General features: G+C 42.3%; 14 protein-coding genes. 13 read left to right on the top strand and 1 reads right to left on the bottom strand.

Annotation, left to right across the window (positions count from 1 at the left end):
* The first annotated feature begins 244 nt into the window (after positions 1-244).
* The 7 genes from NSQ55_RS26800 (at position 245) to NSQ55_RS26770 (ending at position 12,302) form a co-directional block, all read left to right on the top strand.
* Positions 245-1,066 (top strand): methyl-accepting chemotaxis protein, encoded by an 822-nt coding sequence (locus NSQ55_RS26800; RefSeq protein WP_076129804.1) that lies wholly within the window; start codon positions 245-247, stop codon positions 1,064-1,066.
* A 116-nt stretch (positions 1,067-1,182) separates the two neighbouring features.
* Positions 1,183-1,899 (top strand): purine-nucleoside phosphorylase, encoded by a 717-nt coding sequence (gene deoD, locus NSQ55_RS26795; protein ID WP_036681380.1) that lies wholly within the window; start codon positions 1,183-1,185, stop codon positions 1,897-1,899.
* A 300-nt stretch (positions 1,900-2,199) separates the two neighbouring features.
* A complete protein-coding gene (locus tag NSQ55_RS26790) occupies positions 2,200-9,012 on the top strand; it encodes an S-layer homology domain-containing protein (protein ID WP_339169884.1) in 6,813 nt (2,270 codons plus the stop codon).
* A gap of 233 nt (positions 9,013-9,245) precedes the next feature.
* Positions 9,246-10,253 carry a cation diffusion facilitator family transporter gene (locus tag NSQ55_RS26785; RefSeq protein ID WP_339174618.1) on the top strand — a complete coding sequence of 336 codons (1,008 nt, stop codon included), beginning with the start codon at positions 9,246-9,248 and terminating at the stop codon, positions 10,251-10,253.
* A 74-nt stretch (positions 10,254-10,327) separates the two neighbouring features.
* Positions 10,328-10,648 carry a metal-sensitive transcriptional regulator gene (locus NSQ55_RS26780; protein ID WP_076128794.1) on the top strand — a complete coding sequence of 107 codons (321 nt, stop codon included), beginning with the start codon at positions 10,328-10,330 and terminating at the stop codon, positions 10,646-10,648.
* A 105-nt stretch (positions 10,649-10,753) separates the two neighbouring features.
* Positions 10,754-11,083, top strand: coding sequence for a four-helix bundle copper-binding protein (locus NSQ55_RS26775; protein ID WP_076128792.1), 330 nt, complete (start codon positions 10,754-10,756; stop codon positions 11,081-11,083).
* 220 nt (positions 11,084-11,303) lie between these two features.
* Entirely contained in the window at positions 11,304-12,302 is a 999-nt protein-coding gene (locus NSQ55_RS26770; protein WP_076137072.1) for a globin-coupled sensor protein, read from the top strand.
* Positions 12,303-12,381: 79 nt separating this feature from the next.
* Here the strand turns inward: NSQ55_RS26770 and NSQ55_RS26765 are convergent, their stop codons facing one another.
* On the bottom strand, positions 12,382-12,552 hold the full coding sequence (locus NSQ55_RS26765) for a hypothetical protein (protein ID WP_155288200.1): 171 nt from the start codon (positions 12,550-12,552) through the stop codon (positions 12,382-12,384).
* Positions 12,553-12,689: 137 nt separating this feature from the next.
* On the opposite strand from NSQ55_RS26765, the gene NSQ55_RS26760 reads away from it, so the two are divergent.
* The 6 genes from NSQ55_RS26760 (at position 12,690) to NSQ55_RS26735 (ending at position 19,704) form a co-directional block, all read left to right on the top strand.
* A complete protein-coding gene (locus tag NSQ55_RS26760; protein ID WP_036681391.1) occupies positions 12,690-13,013 on the top strand; it encodes a PadR family transcriptional regulator in 324 nt (107 codons plus the stop codon).
* 16 nt (positions 13,014-13,029) lie between these two features.
* Positions 13,030-13,566 (top strand): DUF2812 domain-containing protein, encoded by a 537-nt coding sequence (locus tag NSQ55_RS26755; RefSeq protein ID WP_076185471.1) that lies wholly within the window; start codon positions 13,030-13,032, stop codon positions 13,564-13,566.
* Positions 13,567-13,804: 238 nt separating this feature from the next.
* Positions 13,805-15,037 carry a glycosyl hydrolase family 8 gene (locus tag NSQ55_RS26750; protein WP_254847763.1) on the top strand — a complete coding sequence of 411 codons (1,233 nt, stop codon included), beginning with the start codon at positions 13,805-13,807 and terminating at the stop codon, positions 15,035-15,037.
* Positions 15,038-15,750: 713 nt separating this feature from the next.
* Positions 15,751-16,551 carry a CPBP family intramembrane glutamic endopeptidase gene (locus NSQ55_RS26745; RefSeq protein WP_076282684.1) on the top strand — a complete coding sequence of 267 codons (801 nt, stop codon included), beginning with the start codon at positions 15,751-15,753 and terminating at the stop codon, positions 16,549-16,551.
* Positions 16,552-16,688: 137 nt separating this feature from the next.
* On the top strand, positions 16,689-19,070 hold the full coding sequence (locus NSQ55_RS26740; protein ID WP_339169877.1) for an ATP-binding protein: 2,382 nt from the start codon (positions 16,689-16,691) through the stop codon (positions 19,068-19,070).
* A complete protein-coding gene (locus NSQ55_RS26735) occupies positions 19,048-19,704 on the top strand; it encodes a response regulator transcription factor (protein ID WP_038573390.1) in 657 nt (218 codons plus the stop codon). Before NSQ55_RS26740 ends, NSQ55_RS26735 begins: the two co-directional genes overlap by 23 nt.
* The last annotated feature ends 139 nt before the right edge of the window (positions 19,705-19,843 follow it).

Genomic DNA, 19,843 nt, shown 5'->3' with positions numbered 1-19,843 from the left:
TAACAGCAAGAGAACGAAAGCCCTCACTTTTCACAAAGTGGGGGCTTTTTTTATCTTTTGTGAGAGAGAAATGGGTGTTTGTAAACTTTTTTGGAGGATTTTATGAAGATTTTCGCGAATACATATCTAAAATATGAATTAAGCAAAATTAAGGATTTAGATTAAATGCATGTCTGCAAGGCATAATCTGGTTAGACTTGGTGCGCTATAAATAACGTTTTGCTGGAATGGAGACTATATTTCTGTGATTAACAACATTGAATCTTTAGACAAATTTATCTCACTTATACCAATTATAAAATTATCTATCCCCGCTGATTTATCAATAGCGATATGTGATTTGGAACGGTTCGTTGCTTATTTTCCTGGCGACACCATAAATTTAAACATTAACGAAGGACAACCTTTACACAAAGAAGAACCGCTTTACTTAGCGATACAAGAGAATCGTACCTTGAAGTCCGATGTTCCAGCCCACTTTTATGGATTTGAGTTTACAGGTACAGCGACACCTCTTCACGATCAAACGGGACAAGTCATTGGCGGGATTGCAGTTCAGATTCGAAGACAAAGTGAATTAAAAGCCATTGTAGAACAAATCTCGGAATCATTATCCCAAGCCAATGAGCAAATTAATAATATTTCCTATGGCGTAAGTTCGCTTTCGGATCACTCTCAGGAACTACTCATTCAATCTCAGCAGGCTGGAAAAGATGTGGAGAATACAACAGAAGTCCTATCCATTATAAACAGGGTTGCTGATCAAACGAATTTACTTGGGCTGAATGCTGCAATAGAAGCAGCGCATGCAGGTGAGAAAGGTAGAAGTTTTGAAGTCGTAGCCAAGGAAATCCGGAAATTTTCAAGGGAAACCGTCGCCTCGACGCAAAACATAAATAAAACCATGTTACAGATTAAGGGAATTACGAATCAAATGGCTAATTCGATAGAGAAGATAGCAGCTATCGGCCAAGAACAGGCGGCATCTGTTCAGCATACTTCTACATTTATTGAGGAAATAAAGATAATGTCCCAAAAACTTAATGAGTTTGCTAATAAATTATAAAAAGAGATTCAGTAGCAGTATTTTTGTCGCAATAAAAGAAAATTTTAAACGTATATTTAAAATCATGAATGGTATAGTAAGATAGTAATGAGTAATCAACATAGGAGGAATAAATTATGTCAACGCCGCACAATGCAGCACAAAATGGTGAAATCGCCAAAACAGTATTAATGCCAGGAGATCCTTTGAGAGCGAAGTATATTGCAGAAACCTATTTGGAGAACCCAACCCAATTTAATACGGTACGTAATATGTTTGGATATACAGGAACTTATAAAGGCAAAGAGGTTTCGGTAATGGGTTCGGGAATGGGAATGCCAAGTATCGGTATTTATTCTTATGAACTATACAAAAACTATGGTGTGGAAAACATCATTCGTATCGGTAGTGCTGGAGCATACACTGATAAATTGAATTTATTTGACGTGGTGTTGGCGGATAGCGCGTGGAGTGAATCTACATATGCCTATGTGCAAAGCGGTGTAGAAGGAGATATCCAGCTGCCAAGTAAAGAATTGAACGAAGTCATTGAAGCAGCGGCTACACGTATTAACAAGCCAGTTCTGACGGCGAGAATTCATTCCAGCGATGTATTCTATCATGAAGACAATGTGCCTGGAGTTAATGAATTTTACAATGAACATGGCTGTGTTTGTGTAGAAATGGAGAGTTATGCGTTGTTCCATAATGCGAAAGTGTTAGGTAAACAAGCTGCATGTATTCTTACCATTTCTGATTCATTAGTTACTCATGCTGTAACCACGGCAGAAGAAAGACAAAATTCTTTCAACGGCATGATGGAAGTAGCTTTAGAAGCAGCGATTTCTATTTAATAAAAAAGATTAAGCAGCTTAAAAAGTTCTACGAGCAAAAGCTTGAGAGCCTATTAAATTCAGGATTAGTCCTGATATTTAATAGGTTTTTTTCTCATTTGTAAGGTTGTGGAAATGGATAGGTGAAGCGTGTAAATTATTGTTGTTTTTAATCAAAATTTAATGTTAAATTCGTAATAATTCTCTCGGATTATACCGATATAAAAATCAAACCAAATGGCTACAAATCTTAGAAAAGACATCTAATCTCCATATGGTGGAAGTATTTATATTTTGGTGTAATGCCAAAGGGGGAAAATTGTGATTAAGCGGAGTGGCAATCTTTTATTAGCAATAAGTTTAGTATTCTCTATCGTCAGTTCTCTGTTTATGCCTGCAGTAATTTATGCAGCACCCAGCAATAGCAATATCATAGATCAAAGCTCCACATCAGCTGGAAATTTGAGCAGTGTTGCATTTGGTAACAATGTTTTTGTAGCGGTGGGCCAAGGAGGGATATCTACATCATCAAATGGCGTAGATTGGTCTATCTCAAAAAAGGCGGGGAACCCCAAACTAACTTCTATTGTGTTCGCTAATGGGCTGTTCTTAGCTATTGATGGTAGCGAAAAGGCAGTTTACAATTCACTCGATGGTGAAAATTGGACAAAAAAAACGTTAGCTATCACACCGGAAAGGTTGAAAGCGGTCAATGAAAAGTTCTTTGTATGGCAGTCAGTATATAAACCTGGCACCAATCCACCTTCTTATGATGTAACTCTACTACAATCCTCGGATGGCATTAACTGGACAGACACAGGAATCACTTCTACCAATGCAATATTCGGAATGCAAAGCTTAACAGATATTGCTTATGGCAACAACAAATATGTGGTCTCTGCTAACAATGCTGTCTATTATACCTCAACGAATCTGATCAATTGGACAACGGTCACCTTAACCGATCTTGTGATCAACCACTATAATTCTAGTTGGCCTTATGTTACGAATGTAATCTATTTAAATAATCGTTTCTTTAGTTATATCGTGACTCCTTATGCTAAAAAAGTATTCACCTCTACAGACGGTGCTAATTGGACCGTTGATGCCTCATGGGATAACAAGCAATTTTATGGGGGAGGTTCTTTAAATGGGAGCTATTTGTTGTTTGGGCAGGGTGTAATTTATAAATCTTCTGCGGCTCCGCTGGACAGCACCCAGTGGACATCTTCGGATACCCATACAACAATGATGGTGAACAATATGGTTTACGGAAATGGCAAATATGTTGCTTCAGGGGGCAACGGCTTACTGGTTTCTTCTGATCTATCGGCGTGGAGTAATGTCAGCGGTAATCTGAAAAGTATTGCTAAGGATGGTAATGGCAATTATGTTGCCGTCTCATCCGGGGAATATGGCTCTATTTACAAATCTAATAGCTCCGCAGTATGGAACGATGTCACACCCTCCAAGCTGCCGGGAATGAATGCGGTCACTTATGGAGCAGGGAAGTTTATTGCGGTTACAGATAAAGAAAACTACAATCTTAACGCCAAAGTGGTGACCTCGACCAACGGTGATACTTGGACTATGACAGATACCGGAGTGCAGGACAATCTGACTGGCGTTGCTTTTGGCACAAATCAGTACGTTGCTGTTTCCGATTATGGCGGAATTTATTCTTCAGTTAACGGAACCTCATGGACTGAGAGATTTAAAAATGGGGATTTTGCATTTAATACAGTAGCTTACTTGAATAATCAATTTGTAGCTCTTGGGATGAAATACAATAGTACTACTTATGAGCAAGAGAGCGTTGTTATCGCAAAATCATCAGATGGAATACAGTGGAATGTGCCCTTAGAGATTGGGTTCCCCAATACTTCTTTAAAGGGAATTGCCTATGATGGTAGAGCTTATATTCTGGTTGGAGAAGATACACTTAGCCAGCAGGCAGTAATTCTAACCACAGAAGATTTGGTAACTTTTACGAAGGTTACAATATCAGCTAGCGCACTAAATAATATCAGCTTTGGTAATGGAAGTTTTCTGGCTGTTGGATTGAAGGGGGAGTTATTCTCCTCGGCAGACGGATCCACGTGGACTCAGGAAACATCTGATCTTACCTCTAATCTTAATGGCATTATTTACGATGGTACTAACTTTAAGGTCGTGGGGGATTATTTCACTAAAATGACCCTGAACCTAGGACCTACTCTTGCATATAGCATCACCGCCTCAGCGGCGACGTTGACACCTGTCGTAGGTGTGGATAATGGGATTACGCTGACCGTGAAAAATTCGCTGGGCGATACGGATACAACGTTCACCGGAACGAAAGAAGTGACGGTAACGGGTTATGATGTTGCGCCGGACGGAACGTACGGAAGCTTAGGAAGTACCGCTTTGGCAGCTTCACCGAGCAAGATCAACGTTGATTTCGTTGAGGGTGTAGCACAGGTGAACCTGAAGCTGAATAAAGCTGGCGCGCAAGCGGTTGTGTTCAGCCAAGCAGGCGTAACCTCGCCAGCGGCAACAGCGCTGAACATTGCACCTGTCGCAGGTAGCACGGCGACAATGAAGCTGACCACGGGCGTAAGTGCCCCGCAGGTCAATGGCGGCAGCTTCGCGCAGCAGCCAGTAATTACTTTGCTGGATCAGTTTGGAAATGTAAACCTTGGCGACAGCAGTACGATTGTTACTGTGTCGAAGAAGGATGCAGGAAGCTGGATGTTGACGGGGAATACGACGTTGACGGCAGTAGCGGGTGTCATTTCCTTTACGGATCTGGGAGCTACGAATGCAGCTGGAATCACCGGAGCCCAACTGGCATTTGATGCGACAGGACTTCCACAGATCACTAGTGTAGCGTTGAATCTTCCAGAGCCACAGGGAGCCCAAAGCATCACCGCCTCAGCGGCGACGTTGACACCTGTCGTAGGTGTAGATAATGGCATTACGCTGACCGTGAAAAATTCGCTGGGCGATACGGATGCAACGTTCACCGGAACGAAAGAAGTGACGGTAACGGGTTATGATGTTGCGCCGGACGGAACGTACGGAAGCTTAGGAATCAACGCTTTGGTAGCTTCACCGAGCAAGATCAACGTTGATTTCGTTGCGGGTGTAGCTCAGGTGAACCTGAAGCTGAACAAAGCTGGCGCGCAAGCGGTTGTGTTCAGCCAAGCAGGCGTAGCCACGCCAGCAGCAACAGCGCTGAACATTACACCTGTCGCAGGCAGCACAGCGACAATGAAGCTGACCACAGGCGTAAGTGCTCCGCAAGCTAATGGCGGCAGCTTCGCGCAGCAACCAGTAATTACTTTGCTGGATCAGTTTGGGAATGTAAACATTGGCGACAACAGTACGGTTGTTACTGTGTCGAAGAAGGACACAGGAAGCTGGACGTTGACGGGGAATACGACGTTGACGGCAGTAGCAGGTGTCATTTCCTTTACGGATCTAGGAGCTACGAATGCCACTGGAATCACCGGAGCCCAACTGGCATTTGATGCGACAGGACTTCCACAGATCACTAGTGTAGCGTTGAATCTTCCAGAGCCACAGGGAGCGCAAAGCATCACTGCCTCAGCGGCGACGTTGACACCTGTCGTAGGTGTAGATAATGGCATTACGCTGACCGTGAAAAATTCGCTGGGCGATACGGATACAACGTTTACCGGAACAAAAGAAGTGACGGTAACGGGTTATGATGTTGCGCCGGATGGAACGTACGGAAGCTTAGGAATCACCGCTTTGGCAGCTTCACCGAGCAAGATCAACGTTGATTTCGTTGAGGGTGTAGCACAGGTGAACCTGAAGCTGAACAAAGCTGGCGCGCAAGCGGTTGTGTTCAGCCAAGCAGGCGTAGCCACGCCAGCAGCAACAGCGCTGAACGTTACACCTGTCGCAGGTAGCACAGCGATAATGAAGCTGACCACGGGCATAAGTGCCCCGCAAGCCAATGGCGGTAGCTTCGCGCAGCAGCCAGTGATAACGCTGCTGGATCAGTTTGGGAATGTGAATATTGGCGACAACAGTACGGTTGTTACTGTGTCGAAGAAGGACACTGGAACCTGGACGTTGACGGGGAATGTGACGTTGACGGCAGTAGCGGGTGTCATTTCCTTTACGGATCTGGGAGCTACGAATGCAGCTGGAATCACCGGAGCGCAACTGGTATTTGATGCGACAGGTCTTCCACAGATCACTAGCGCTACCGTGAATCTTCCACAACCACAGGGAGCGCAAAGCATCACTGCCTCAGCGGCGACTTTGACACCAGTTGTAGGTGTAGATAATGGCATTACGCTGACTGTGAAGAACTCGCTGGGCAATACGGATACAACGTTTACCGGAACGAAAGAAGTGACGGTAACGGGTTATGATGTTGCGCCGGATGGAACGTACGGAAGCTTAGGAATCACCGCTTTGGCAGCTTCACCGAGCAAGATCAACGTTGATTTCGTTGAGGGTGTAGCACAGGTGGATCTGAAGCTGAACAAAGCTGGCGCGCAAGCGGTTGTGTTCAGCCAAGCAGGCGTAGCCACGCCAGCAGCAACAGCGCTGAACATTGCACCTGTCGCAGGTAGCACAGCGATAATGAAGCTGACCACGGGCGTAAGTGCCCCGCAAGCCAATGGCGGTAGCTTCGCGCAGCAGCCAGTGATAACGCTGCTGGATCAGTTTGGGAATGTGAATATTGGCGACAACAGTACGGTAGTTACTGTGTCGAAGAAGGACACTGGAAGCTGGACGTTGACGGGGAATACGACGTTGACGGCAGTAGCGGGCTTCATTTCCTTTACGGATCTGGGAGCTACGAATGCAGCTGGAATCACAGGAGCCCAACTGGCATTTGATGCGACAGGACTTACAGAGATCACTAGTGCAGTTATTGACCTTACCTGGCCTGAACTTGCTGCGCCAAGTATTGAGTCTGTAACAGCAGGAAACGGACATATTCGTATTACTTGGAGTCCCGTATATGGTACCGATAGTTACGCTGTATATCAGTCTACAGCTTCAGGTGTTTATGGAGCTGAGGTAGCTACTATAAGTGGCTCTGAGAACAGTTACGATGCTGTAGGATTAATTAATGGAACTGCTTATTATTTTATTGTTAAAGCTGTTAATCCTGATGATATCAGTGCGGCTTCCAATGAAGTAACTAGAACGCCTCAGGTTCCAGCGCCGGGCGCGCCAATACTTCATTCACCTGTGGCAAGTAATGGCCTCATCGGCTTAACATGGGATCCGGTGAAGGGTGCGATTGGATACACTATATATCAAGGTATCACTTCCGGAATCTATGAGACCCAAGTGGCTACAGTAAGCGAATCTGTCTACAACTATGATGTGACAGGGTTAACTAATGGCCAATCTTATTATTTCGTAGTTAAGGCATCTAATCCGGGCGGGGAGAGTGCAGCTTCTAACGAAGTCAGCACGAAACCAAGAACATCACCATCTGCACCTACGGACTTAATAGCGGTAGAGGGAGATGGCGAGGCGACTGTGACATTTGCAGTTCCTGATTCGAACGGGGGAACTCCAATTACGAATTATGAGGTAACTGCTTCTCCGGGTAATATCGTAACGGTTGGGGCAACAAGTCCAATAAAGGTAACAGGTCTAGCGAATGGCACCACTTATTCGTTTACAGTTAAAGCGATTAATAGCGCTGGTAGTAGTGTAGCTTCTGAAGTTTCGAACTCCGTGACACCGAAGTCATCAACGGAGGTTGAGGTTACACCTACACCGCCAACACCAACACCAACGCCAACAGAATCACCGACATCAACACCGACTGCACCACCTTCAACAACTGCACCAACTGCAACAGCAGGATCCACTGCTACAGCTACAGCTACACTATCTAGCAGCATGGTTGAGGTATTGGTGAACGGTAAGGTTGAAAATGCCGGAACAGCAACGATATCTGAGCATAACGGGCAGACGGTTACCACGATTGTTGTAGATCAGGCAAAAATAGAGCAACGTATCGAAAAGGAAGACCAGAATGCAATTATAACTATCCCTGTGACTGCGACTTCAGATGTGATTATTGGCGAGCTTAATGGCCAAATCATCAAAGATATGGAGCAGAAGCAGGCGCTGCTAATCATTCGTACTCCAAAAGGTACTTATACAATATCAGCAGCACAGATTGATATCAGTGCAATTTCAAAACAGTTTGGCACAGACATTGCTCTACAAGATGTGAAGGTGCAAATTTCAATTTCTGTTCCGACTGCGGATGCACTGAAAAGAATAGAAATGTTGGCAGCCAATGAAAAACTAACGTTGGTAGCTCAGCCATTAGATTTCACGGTGAAGGTTACTTACGCTGGGAAAACTGTTGAACTCACTAAGTTTAATACCTATGTGGAAAGAACTATTCCTCTAGCGGATGGTGTAGACCTTAAGAAGATCACGACTGGGCTAGTGCTTGAAGCGGGGGGGACGTTCCGCCATGTACCCACACAGATTGTTGCCATTGATGGCAAACACTTTGCGAAAATACACAGTTTAACGAACAGTACGTATTTTGTAGTTCAAGATCCACAGAACTTCAAGGATGTCGCTACCCACTGGGCTAAGGACATTGTCAATGAGATGGCTTCCCGTAAGGTTATTAATGGAGTCGGCGACGATTTGTTTAACCCTAATCTGGAGATTACACGTGCAGAATTTGCGGCGATTATCGTACGTGGATTGGGATTGAAGTTGGAAAGCGGGACAACATCCTTTACGGATGTAAAGGTCTCAGATTGGTATAATGATGCGGTGCAGACAGCTTACTCCTATAAGCTAATCAACGGTTTTGAAGATGGAGCGTTCCATCCAACAGACAAGATTACTCGGGAACAGGCGATGAGTATTATTGCTAAAGCTATGGTGATTACCGATTTGAAGACAAATCTTCCTGCCAAAGAAGCAAGCGAGCTGCTGAGCATTTACACGGATGCGAATGAAGCATCAGACTGGGCGAAGAGTGGCATCGCAGACAGCCTGCAAGCAGGAATCATCACGGGCAGAAGCGGAAATGTACTTGCCCCACAAGCCTTCATTACGAGAGCAGAAGTTGCGGCTATCATCCAAAGATTGCTGCAACAATCAGATTTGATTTAATACACGGTTCTGATTCGAGAGGATCCTTCATGCAGGAAGAGCTGCGGAGGGTCCTCTTTATTTTATTAGGTCAGAGACAATCATTTGTTGCTTTTTTATTGACAAGAAGAAAAATCCAGTTAATAATAACATATGAACACATGCTCATATGTTATTATTAACTGGAGCTTTTGAATGTAACTGCGCAGGGCTACGAATACTATCTAGCTGAAGGTAATAGGAGGTTAAGCATGATGAACAAGAAGAACAAACGCAATCATCAGGTCGAGAATGTACACGGGCAACAGTCCAATCACGATCACAGTAACCACGACCACACTCATGAAGGACACAGTCACTCCCATGGCTCTCACGGGCATCAACATTTTGATCCTAGTGGAAATAAAAAAGGGCTTTTGATTGCGTTGATCATTACGGTTGGAATTATGTTTTTGGAGTTTTTTGGTGGGTTGATTACTAACAGCTTAGCCCTGTTATCGGACAGTGGGCATATGCTAAACGATGCAAGCTCTCTAGCATTAAGCCTAGTAGCGGTCTGGTTTGCAACTAAACCTGCTTCTCCGAACAAAACGTATGGTTTTCATCGATTTGAAATTTTGGCGGCACTCTTAAACGGAGTTACTTTATTTGTAGTTGCTGGATTTATCATTGTAGAAGCTTATGGGCGGTTTTTTGAGCCGCCGACAGTTGCCAGCGGATCTATGATGCTGATCGCAAGTATTGGTCTTTTAGCCAATGTGGCTAGTGCATGGTCGCTTATGAGAAAAGGGGATGTGAAAAATAACATTAATCTCCGTAGTGCTTATCTCCATGTGCTTGGTGATGCTTTAGGTTCAGTAGGGGCAATTATTGCCGGTTTAATCATGATGATTTTTGGCTGGTATGTTGCTGATCCAATCATAAGCGTACTGGTTGCTCTATTGATTCTTAGAGGGGCATGGGGAATTATCAAACATACCGTTCACGTCCTTATGGAAGGCACCCCGATTACAATTAATCCAGCTGAAGTAAAGGAAATCCTCGAAAGCATTGAGGGGGTTAAAAATGTCCATGACCTGCATATATGGACCATAACTTCGGGATTAGATTCACTCAGCTGTCATATCTTAATTGAAGAGGAAGCAGATGACCAACGCATTTTGCAGCAAGCGATTCGGTTAATTGCCGATCATTTCAAAATTCAACATACAACCATTCAGGTTGAAACTTCAGCTATAGTTCATGAAGAATTGAAAATCTAATCAATGATTTATTTTTTGAATAGAATAGGGGGGCTATAGTATAATAAAAATACGAGGAAAGGGGTGATCGGTGCATGGATAATCTGACTCACGAGCATGAATCATGCAGTACGGATGAGCGGAAAAGTCATCACTCAGATAAAACTAAAAAGAATTTGATTAGCCGGCTAAATAGAATTGAAGGTCAAGTTAGAGGGCTAAAAGGGTTAATTGAAAAAGACACCTATTGTGATGATGTGCTGCATCAAATCTCCTCGGTCCAATCTGCATTGAACGGCGTGGGCAAGCTTTTGCTGGAGCATCATATGAAAAGTTGTGTAGTGGAACGTATCCAGGAAGGTGAGAACGAGGTACTGGATGAACTATTAGTTACCATTAATAAATTAATTAGATAATTGATCAATCGGAAGGATTCCTCGGAATCCTTTTTTATTTGCTTAAATTGGGTATATATAGAGTAGGGGACTATCCTAATTAATGAATTGAGAGGAGAATGTGTTATGGCACATCAAAACTACAAAGAGTGTATCGATGAGTGTTTAAAATGTATGATAGCTTGCAATCACTGTTACTCAGCTTGTTTGGATGAGGATCATGTGGGGATGATGAAGGAGTGCATTCGCCTGGATCGTGAATGTGCAGATATATGCGAGTTTGCAGCTCATGCCATGTCGATGAACAGTAAATATGCAACAGAGATTTGTTTAGCTTGTGCAGAAGCTTGTGAAGCCTGCGGCAACGAATGCCAAAAGCATGATCATGAACATTGCCAGCAATGTGCAGAAGCTTGTTTTGCTTGTGCAAAAGTTTGCCGTGAAATGGCGGCGTAAATTAAAGCTTGAAACTGAAAGGGCTGCTGCGGCAGCCCTTTATTCATGAATAGGAAGCCAAATCTAAGGGCAACTAGTGAGGTTTTGTAAAATTATTAAGCAATATAGGTAAATATAGTGTTAAAATTTATTGAAATAATACCTTTATAATCAAGAGATATAGATGCATAGGGGATGGCTGAGAAAAATAAACAGTTATGAGAGGGATGTTAACGACGGTATGATCAATCTTAGTCCAGAACGACTCCAGCAAGTTAGCTATATAGGGATTACTGAGGCTGATTTAGAATTATTAAAAAGCAAGGAGAAAGAATTCAACTTAATCGTTAGCTCATTGGTTGAGGAGCTGTATAAACAGATGACGATGGAGCCAGAACTGCTCCACATCATTGAGCAGCACAGTACACTGGATCGATTGAAAGAAACACAGCAGTGGTATTTTTTATCTATGGCCGCTGGTGTGATCGATGAAGCATTTATTGAAAGACGTTTGCTTATCGGGAAAATCCATTCTCGTATTGGATTAACAACGAATTGGTATTTGGGGACGTACATATTATATCTGGATTTGGCTACTGCTTATTTTGAACGGATATTACCAAACGAATGGAAGCCTGTTATTCATGCCTTAACCAAGATGTTTAATCTCGATTCACAGCTCGTTCTTGAAGCCTATGAAGTGGATGAAAAAGCAAAAATAGAAAACTTGCTGGAGAAGCAAAATCACCTGCTTACAGGAGTGAGTTCAGCCGTTCAGGAGCTGGTATCTTTGATGGTTCAATTAAAGGATAGCAGTGAATCGATAGAAAGTTTAGCTAGTAAAAATGCTGATTATCAAGAGAAAACGCATCAAACGGTATTATATTTGGACAAAGAGGTGGAGTCTATTCATCAAGTGGGTACGATGATTAGAGAAGTGGCTGATCATACGCATCTTTTAGGCCTAAATGCGGCTATTGAAGCAGCCAGAGCTGGGGAGTTTGGAAGAGGTTTTGAAGTTGTGGCTAATGAAGTTCGTAAGCTAGCCCGTCGCTCAAAGGATTCACTGGTAACCATTGACCAGAAACTCGACAATATCAATGCCACCCTTTCCAAGGTGAAAAAAGAATCGGAACACAACTCCATGTATTCCAAGGATCAGGTCAAAAGCTCTCAAGAGCTGGCTTCCTTCGTGAACTTAATTGAAAAAGTGACTGCTGAGTTAGAGAGCTTGAAATGAAACTGCTACGGATTGAAACACTCCTTCAGAAAAATCTGAGGAGTGTTTTTTTGTTTGAAGAAGTTATTAGCGGTATAGCTTAAACATCAGTTTTGGAGACACCGTTTAAGCTGGGCACATAATCAGCAGCCTTATCGATGTTCACCATCTGAGCGGCTTCATTGAAATTGTTGTTATTCTCCGCATTGTTTTTCTTACTTGGTTGATGTTTTCCTGGAGCTTCTTTGGGATTGGCACTATTTTTGGGCATGACATTCACCTCCATATTCTTCACCTAGTATGAGAAGGTAGTTTTAATTTTATGCCAGCAGTTGACAAGTGTATCATTAAAAGATATAGTTCATTTAATGATATATCTTTTAATGATACATATGAGGAGGTGATTAAGTGTCAAGAACGGACTCATTGGAAATGGGAGAGCTCACAGACACTGCATTTTATATTCTCTTGTCTTTAGTCGAAGCCAAACACGGATATCTGATTATGAAATCAATCGAAACGATGACGAACAATCAATTTTCAATTGGGCCTGCTTCCATGTATACAACCATTAAGAAGCTGCTAGCGGCTGAATTTATTGAGCTGTATAAAGAAGAAGAGGACGACAAACGAAAAACGTATATTGCAACGGAAAAAGGGATTGGATTGCTAAGAAAAGAAGTAGAGCGCCGAAAAGAAATGATTAGACATGCAGAACAAATTCTCAAATAAAAGGTGGGGAATAGGCATGAAGAATACAAAATATGTGACCAGCGGGGGCTTAGCTTTTACTGAAAAAGGAGATATGCAGAAATTGAGTAAGTATGCCAAAGGGGGCTGGCTCCTGGAGAGCTTTGCACCTTTGGGTTATAAGTTAAGAAAGGGAGATCCTCAGAATCTTGAGTACAGTGTAGATTATCACACAAATGTCGATGAGGAGTATTATTTGATTTTTGAAGATGCCGGATGGACTTATGTCTGTTCTGCCGGAAATGGGTTTCATATCTTTCGGGCAGCTGCAGGTACGGCGCCTATCTACTCGGACACAGGGACCCTCATTGACAAATATGAACGTGAAAAGAAAACGATGGGCAAAGTAGCCTTGCCATTGCTTATAGCTTTGATTGCTTTTATCTTCCTAGCGATCTTGGGCGTTAATGGATGGTTACCTGAGATCGTGAGGAATATCAGCCTGGTGTTAGTAGTGGTCACACTTTGTATGTTGGTCTTTCCGGGTCTTCCATACATTGCGTATCGATTCAAATTGAATAAATTACGAGAATAGCGAATGGATTTTTATCTAAAGGATGTTTGCACAGCCATGAATGAAGTTGGTTGTGGAACCATCCTTTTTTTAGTTGAGGAGTGAGAACAAATCTAAGTCTCAGATATATAGTACTAATGATCTATTAATGGAATTGCTTATATATTAATTCCATATTCTGTATTACAATGATAGCGAATACGAATTAGCTTGCTGTTTTCTTTCAAATTTATTACCACAATTGAAGAGGAGGCAATGAATGATGAAGAAGGATGCAAAGCTTAGGTTGAGTTGGAAAAGCCTTATTGTCGTATGCTTGGTAATTAGTATTCTTCCTGCCGGTTCCGCGTTTGCAGCAGTGAACAAACCTTTTCCGCAACATACCACCTACACGAGTGGATCTATCAAGCCAAACAATGTAACCCAGACCAGTATGGATAATTCAGTGAAGACCAAATGGGATGCGTGGAAAACGGCCTATCTCAAACCAGCTGGCACTGGCAAATATTACGTTAAGTATAATTCAGATGGAGAAACGGTATCTGAAGCACATGGTTACGGGATGTTGTTCACAGTTTTGATGGCTGGTTATGACAGCAATGCTCAGACTTATTTTGACGGCTTATATAATTATTACAAGGCTCACCCAAGTGCAATTAACCCTTATTTGATGTCCTGGAAGCAAAACAGCAGCTTTCAAAATATTGAAGGCGAGGACTCTGCTACAGATGGAGATATGGATATAGCGTTCTCATTGCTGCTTGCGGACAAGCAGTGGGGAAGTAGTGGGACGATCAATTATTTACAAGCTGCAAAAGATATCATTAATGCGATTATGGACAATGAGATTAACCAGACACAGTGGACGATCCGTCTAGGTGACTGGGCGAATAGCGGCTCGTATAATACGGCAACTAGACCTTCTGATTTCATGCTAAATCATTTAAAAGCATTCCAACAGGCTACAGGAGATACCCGCTGGACGAATGTTATCGATAAAACGTACACGATTATAAATAGCCTTTATACGGGTTATAGCTCTAGCACTGGGCTCTTGCCTGATTTCGTAGTTTACTCTGGGGGTGTGTATAAACCTGCTGCGGCGAATTTCCTTGAGGATGCCAATGACGGGAATTACAATTACAATTCTTGTCGTACCCCATGGCGGATCGCAACAGATTATTTGATTACTGGAGACAGCAGGGCGCTTACGCAGCTCAATAAGATGAATAGCTGGATTAAGACTAAAGTAAGCAGTACACCTGGTAGTATAAAAGATGGGTACAAGCTAAACGGAACCGTATTTGGAAGTTACAATAGCGGTGCCTTCTATGCTCCATTTGGAGTCAGTGCGATGACCTCATCAACTTACCAAAGCTGGTTGAATTCTCTCTGGAGCCACACAGCAAGCAGTGCTGCAGAAGATTACTATGAAGACAGCATCAAGCTGTTTTCGATGATCGTTATGTCTGGTAACTGGTGGACCTATTAAGATAACGTATAGTTAGAAAAAGGCTGTCCCCAAAACGTTCATGCCCAAAACCATAAAAGTCAAACAGAACAGCGATTCTCCTAATATCGGGGAATCGCTGTTCTGCATTTTTGGTCAACTACTGTTTGCTTCAGTAGATTAGGGGCAAAAGTAAAGCCACCTGATCTCTAATGTTACGGCGGAGCATCCTTTATTTGATAACCAATTGAATCATGGGGCGTACCTAATGATGCTCCAAATGATGCAATAAGTGAAGCACTTATACAGTAATTAGGGAATTTCTCCCTAAAATTCAGAGAATTTTGTTCATCAGACTTATAATTAGGGAAAACTTCCCTGAATTTTGGCCGATTCAGTAACTAATAAAGAAATCCCCCTGATTATTAGGGAGGAATTCCCTGATTCCGTCCTTTTAGAGCCAAAATCGGCTATTTTCAGGGAGTATTTCCCTAATTAGTTTACACTTACGCTGCACATCGCACATCGCACATCGCACATCGCACATCACACATCGCACATCGCACATCGCTCACCAATTCACTATTTTTAGGACAACCTTACTGAAGACTTTGCGGCATACAGATAAGCAGTACCGCAAAAGAATTGTGGTTTTAACGAACGTTGTTTTCGGTGAAACGTCCTGCCTGGTTATATACAATTGGATTAAATAGGAAGATATAGTTCCTTATATCTAAAAAGGGTAGGTGATAATATTGCTCTCAGACAAGAAACAATCTCTTCTATTTATTATTATCGTATGGGCGATGGCGTTAGGGATGTTGCTGCTTCCGGAATCGGCGCAAGGTCTGTATGGATTTACTCCTTTTTTCACAGTATGTATCATGATGTTTCTGATTGTGAGAGATGGATACAGTGCTGAGGGATGGAGAAGGTTGGGCTTCAAATTTAGGGGAGGCAAAGAATACATATTGGCTTTAGTTATTCCCTTAGGTTCACTGGGAGCGGGATATGCTGTCTATTGGATGGGATGGAACTCAAGCTTAATTTCTCCAGATTCATGGATCAAGACTGCTATATATTTGCTCGTTTACATTGTTCTTGGTTCATTATCTGCTTTGGGGGAAGAGATCGGTTGGAGGGGTTGGCTGCTCCCGCGTTTTCAATGGATGGGAAGAGTAAGTTCTAGTGTAACAATGGGCTTAATCTGGGCTATATGGCATTATCCGGCGATTCTTGGGCCGCGTGCTTATCATTCCTCTGGAAGCCGCTGGCTCGTGGTGGTGCTCTTTACCTTATCTGTTATGTTTGCGGGCATCATTATAAATGAACTGCGTCTGACCTCCGGTAGTATTTGGCCGGCAGTGCTTTTACACGGAACTAATAATGCTGTAGATAGTGTTTTGCACAATATTACTGTCAGTTCTTCACCTATGTTGGAGTATGTAGCCGGGGAGAGTGGTTGGGTTCCGGTGATTTTATATGGTTGCGCAGCTATATGGATTCTGAATCGAAACCACAGAGTGAAGCAGCAAAAAGCCAGGATAGAGCTATAATTCAATGCGGATATTTAGAGGATAAGGAATATCATGCATAAAAGTATATAATTTCCTGTGTGATTCATATAAAATGGTAGGGGAATACCAAATAAGAATAGAGATATGTATAATTTTGTTCGTTCGGGGGATTTGAAATGACAGTAAAACTCCGCCAGTTATTCATATCAGGGTTACTTTGCATTTTTGTTTTTCTTATTATTCATTTTGTGTGGGTCATTCACTCTAACATCTTGCTTGGCGTTGGTCTGGAGCAGAATGAAGAAGGGCAATATTATATTGCTGAGGCAGACGTTTCAAGCGAAGGGTATAAACAGAATTTAAGGGAAGGGGATATCTTATTACGGGTTAATGGGAAACCGATTGATAAAGTGGATGAAGCTGTGAGATATGGAAGCTTAACTCAGGTTCAATCCGTTGACCTTCTTCGTAACTCCAAAGGGGGGGCTCCACTTGCTTTGCATTATGATATTGAGAATAAGTCCTCCATCTATCATACGTTTACCCAGCTTGTAGTCCCTGGAGCGACATTTGTTTTTTTGGCAGTGTTAAGCCTTTTATTATACCGCAGGAAAAGCGGGGATCGCTCAGCAGAGCTGCTGATTTTATTCTTTTTATTAGTCGGAATAACTTACTTTGCGGGATATGCCTCAAGTAGATCTGATCTTATAGGTAGAATCGCGATGGGTAGCGTGTTGCCTTTAATTCCACTGGTTTTTATTCACTTTCTCCAAGTATATCTGAAACGATTTGATGTATTAGTTCTATCTACTACTGTAATCAAAATATACTATGGCCTGGTCATTTTACTAAGCCTATTTTCCACCTCCAGTCTAATGGTTTACTCCTGGGATAGATCTTTGTATTCCTTTATAAGGTTAATTATTATTGGGTTCTTTATTTTTGGGATTTTTTACAGCATATTTAAGCTGCTATATTTATACATTACTTATCGAAGCACAGCGCTTAAATCGATGTTTAAAATTATGCTTACCGGACAAATCCTTGCGTTTACACCGTTTGTTCTCTTCTCAGCTGCACCCATTGCTGTTGGGGTCAACCTGATTCCTTACGAAATTACTACGATCTTTTTGTTTTTGATGCCAGTTACTTATTTTTATCTGCTGACGGCTAGGCAACTATTTGATATTGATTTCGCTTTTAATCGGTTTAAATATTATTTATTAATTGCTTTTTTTCCGGCGCTAATGATTGTAGCCGTACTTGCGATCATTCAGAGCAGGCAAGAGTATGATTGGATCAAATGGATTCAGATGTTTTTGGTTGTATATTTATCTATTACAATCTTTTTATTCTTTAAGGAGAAAATAGATTATTATTTCCGGCCTAAACTGTTCCGTGAGCTTTATCATTATCAAGGTAGTCTGGAGCGATTCTCGAAGCAAATCTCCAAGGTTATGAAGCGGGCTGATTTGGAGGCTGCAATTCACAAGGAAATCAATGAGATTTTACCGGTTAGTCGGTCTGCTTTTTTTGAGAGAGATGAGGATATGAGTAACCTCGAACAAATAGTCGACAATTCGGGCCAAGAGATCAACATAGAATTTGTATCGAAATCTCCAGTTTTTAAGGTAGGAGAAGTAGTTCAACTCAAACAGGGGATCTTACTCGTAATCGGACGTCACCAAAAAAAAATTCATCTCCTCTGGATTGATCATAAGAAGAACCATACAAAGCTTAATTCGGATGAGCTTAACTGGTTAAATACCCTCGCAAATTATGCGAGTATTGTCTATGAGAATTTATATCTTATTGAAGGCTTGATTGAAGACCTTGAAGCAGAGATGAAAAAAGAGCTACATGCAGCACCATGGGTTCTACGCCTGATCTTTAACTTATCAGAGAAAGAACGCAGAAAGCTGGCGGCCGATTTACATGATTCTGCTCTTCAGGATCAGCTTATTTGGCTTCGCAAGCTGGAAACACTGATCTCCGATCATGATATTGAGGCGGATATTTTGCCAGAGCTGCTTCAGATTAAAGAGGGACTTCTGGATGTGATATATCAGATTAGGGAGACCTGCAATGAACTGCGTCCACCGCTGCTAAGAGAGACCGGAATTGTGAAGGCACTGGAACTATTGTTTGAGTATGCCCAGCTGCAGTCCAACTACATTATCACTTTTACATCCAGTCCGATTGGTGAGCTAAGTGATGACCTGGTGATTGCGTTGTATCGAATAGTACAGGAGCTCCTGCGGAATGCCGGGAAACATGCCAAGGCGAATCAGATTGAAATTGAGCTGGACCAGCAAGAGCACCTCTATTTTCGATATAAGGATGATGGGATTGGCATGAATATAGTTGATATCAGGGAATCTTTTCAGCATATGGGCCTGTCTGGAATCAAAGAACGTGTTGCTAGCTTAGAGGGGGAGTGCACTTTTACCTCGGAGAAAGGGAAGGGACTGGAGGTTATTATTTATTTACCGACAATGGCTTTTGTAGAAGAAAAGCACAGAGGAGGCGATGACGATGATACGTATCTTGTTGGTTGATGATCATCCTTCAGTCGGAGAAGGAACCAAAACTATGATTGAGCAGGACGCGGATATGGAGGTTACTTTTGTTTTGTCAGCGATGGAAGCTTTGGATAGGCTGGAGCAACAAGAATTTGATGTGATCTTATGCGACCTCAACATGCCTACGATCAGCGGACTTGAATTCGCCAAAAGAGCCGTTCAACGTGATCCTGAATCTAAAGTGGTGATTTATACCGGATATGAGATCAGTGCTCATTATAATCTTTTGATGGAGTCAGGGGTCACAGGATTTATCTCTAAAACAGCTTCCCGAGAACAGTTGTTAAATACCATTCGTTGTGCACTAAGGAATGAGGCGGTCATTCCGGTGTCTTTACTTAAACAGCTACGAAGAAATGATATCAAGATTTCTAATCACCGGGATAATCGGCTGCTTGAAGAAGTGTCCATTAATCAAAGAGAACAGGAAATACTCCAAGAAGTAGCTAGTGGAAAAAGCAATAAAGACATAGCCAGCAAGCTTTTAATGTCACAAAGGACTGTAGAGTATAACCTGACGAGAATCTTTGAGAAGCTTAGTGTACATTCCAGATCCGAAGCTATAGTGGAAGGGAAGCGACTAGGTCTTGTTAGGATGGAGACTTTCTAAGTTGAAGCCCATACAACCCAATACATAGTTTTGTTAGTTTTATTCATGGTGTTAAGCACCTCACTTTTGCATCTTGATCGTCATTACCTGTAATTCATAATTCTGAACCATTCAGGTATTTAGAGTATTATTCTGAAGA

It is taken from the genome of Paenibacillus sp. FSL H7-0943, from assembly GCF_037963265.1.
GTDB lineage: Bacteria > Bacillota > Bacilli > Paenibacillales > Paenibacillaceae > Paenibacillus_AQ > Paenibacillus_AQ odorifer.
Note: the sequence above shows the minus strand (reverse complement) of the source record. Positions and strands in the feature narration are given on the sequence as shown.

Coding starts and splice junctions, on each gene's coding strand:
- NSQ55_RS26780 (WP_076128794.1), top strand. CDS start 10,328: ATGGATAATCTGACTCACGAGCATGAATCATGCAGTACGGATGAGCGG.
- deoD (WP_036681380.1), top strand. CDS start 1,183: ATGTCAACGCCGCACAATGCAGCACAAAATGGTGAAATCGCCAAAACA.
- NSQ55_RS26755 (WP_076185471.1), top strand. CDS start 13,030: ATGAAGAATACAAAATATGTGACCAGCGGGGGCTTAGCTTTTACTGAA.
- NSQ55_RS26750 (WP_254847763.1), top strand. CDS start 13,805: ATGATGAAGAAGGATGCAAAGCTTAGGTTGAGTTGGAAAAGCCTTATT.
- NSQ55_RS26735 (WP_038573390.1), top strand. CDS start 19,048: ATGATACGTATCTTGTTGGTTGATGATCATCCTTCAGTCGGAGAAGGA.
- NSQ55_RS26765 (WP_155288200.1), bottom strand. CDS start 12,552: ATGCCCAAAAATAGTGCCAATCCCAAAGAAGCTCCAGGAAAACATCAA.
- NSQ55_RS26785 (WP_339174618.1), top strand. CDS start 9,246: ATGAACAAGAAGAACAAACGCAATCATCAGGTCGAGAATGTACACGGG.
- NSQ55_RS26775 (WP_076128792.1), top strand. CDS start 10,754: ATGGCACATCAAAACTACAAAGAGTGTATCGATGAGTGTTTAAAATGT.
- NSQ55_RS26740 (WP_339169877.1), top strand. CDS start 16,689: ATGACAGTAAAACTCCGCCAGTTATTCATATCAGGGTTACTTTGCATT.
- NSQ55_RS26770 (WP_076137072.1), top strand. CDS start 11,304: ATGATCAATCTTAGTCCAGAACGACTCCAGCAAGTTAGCTATATAGGG.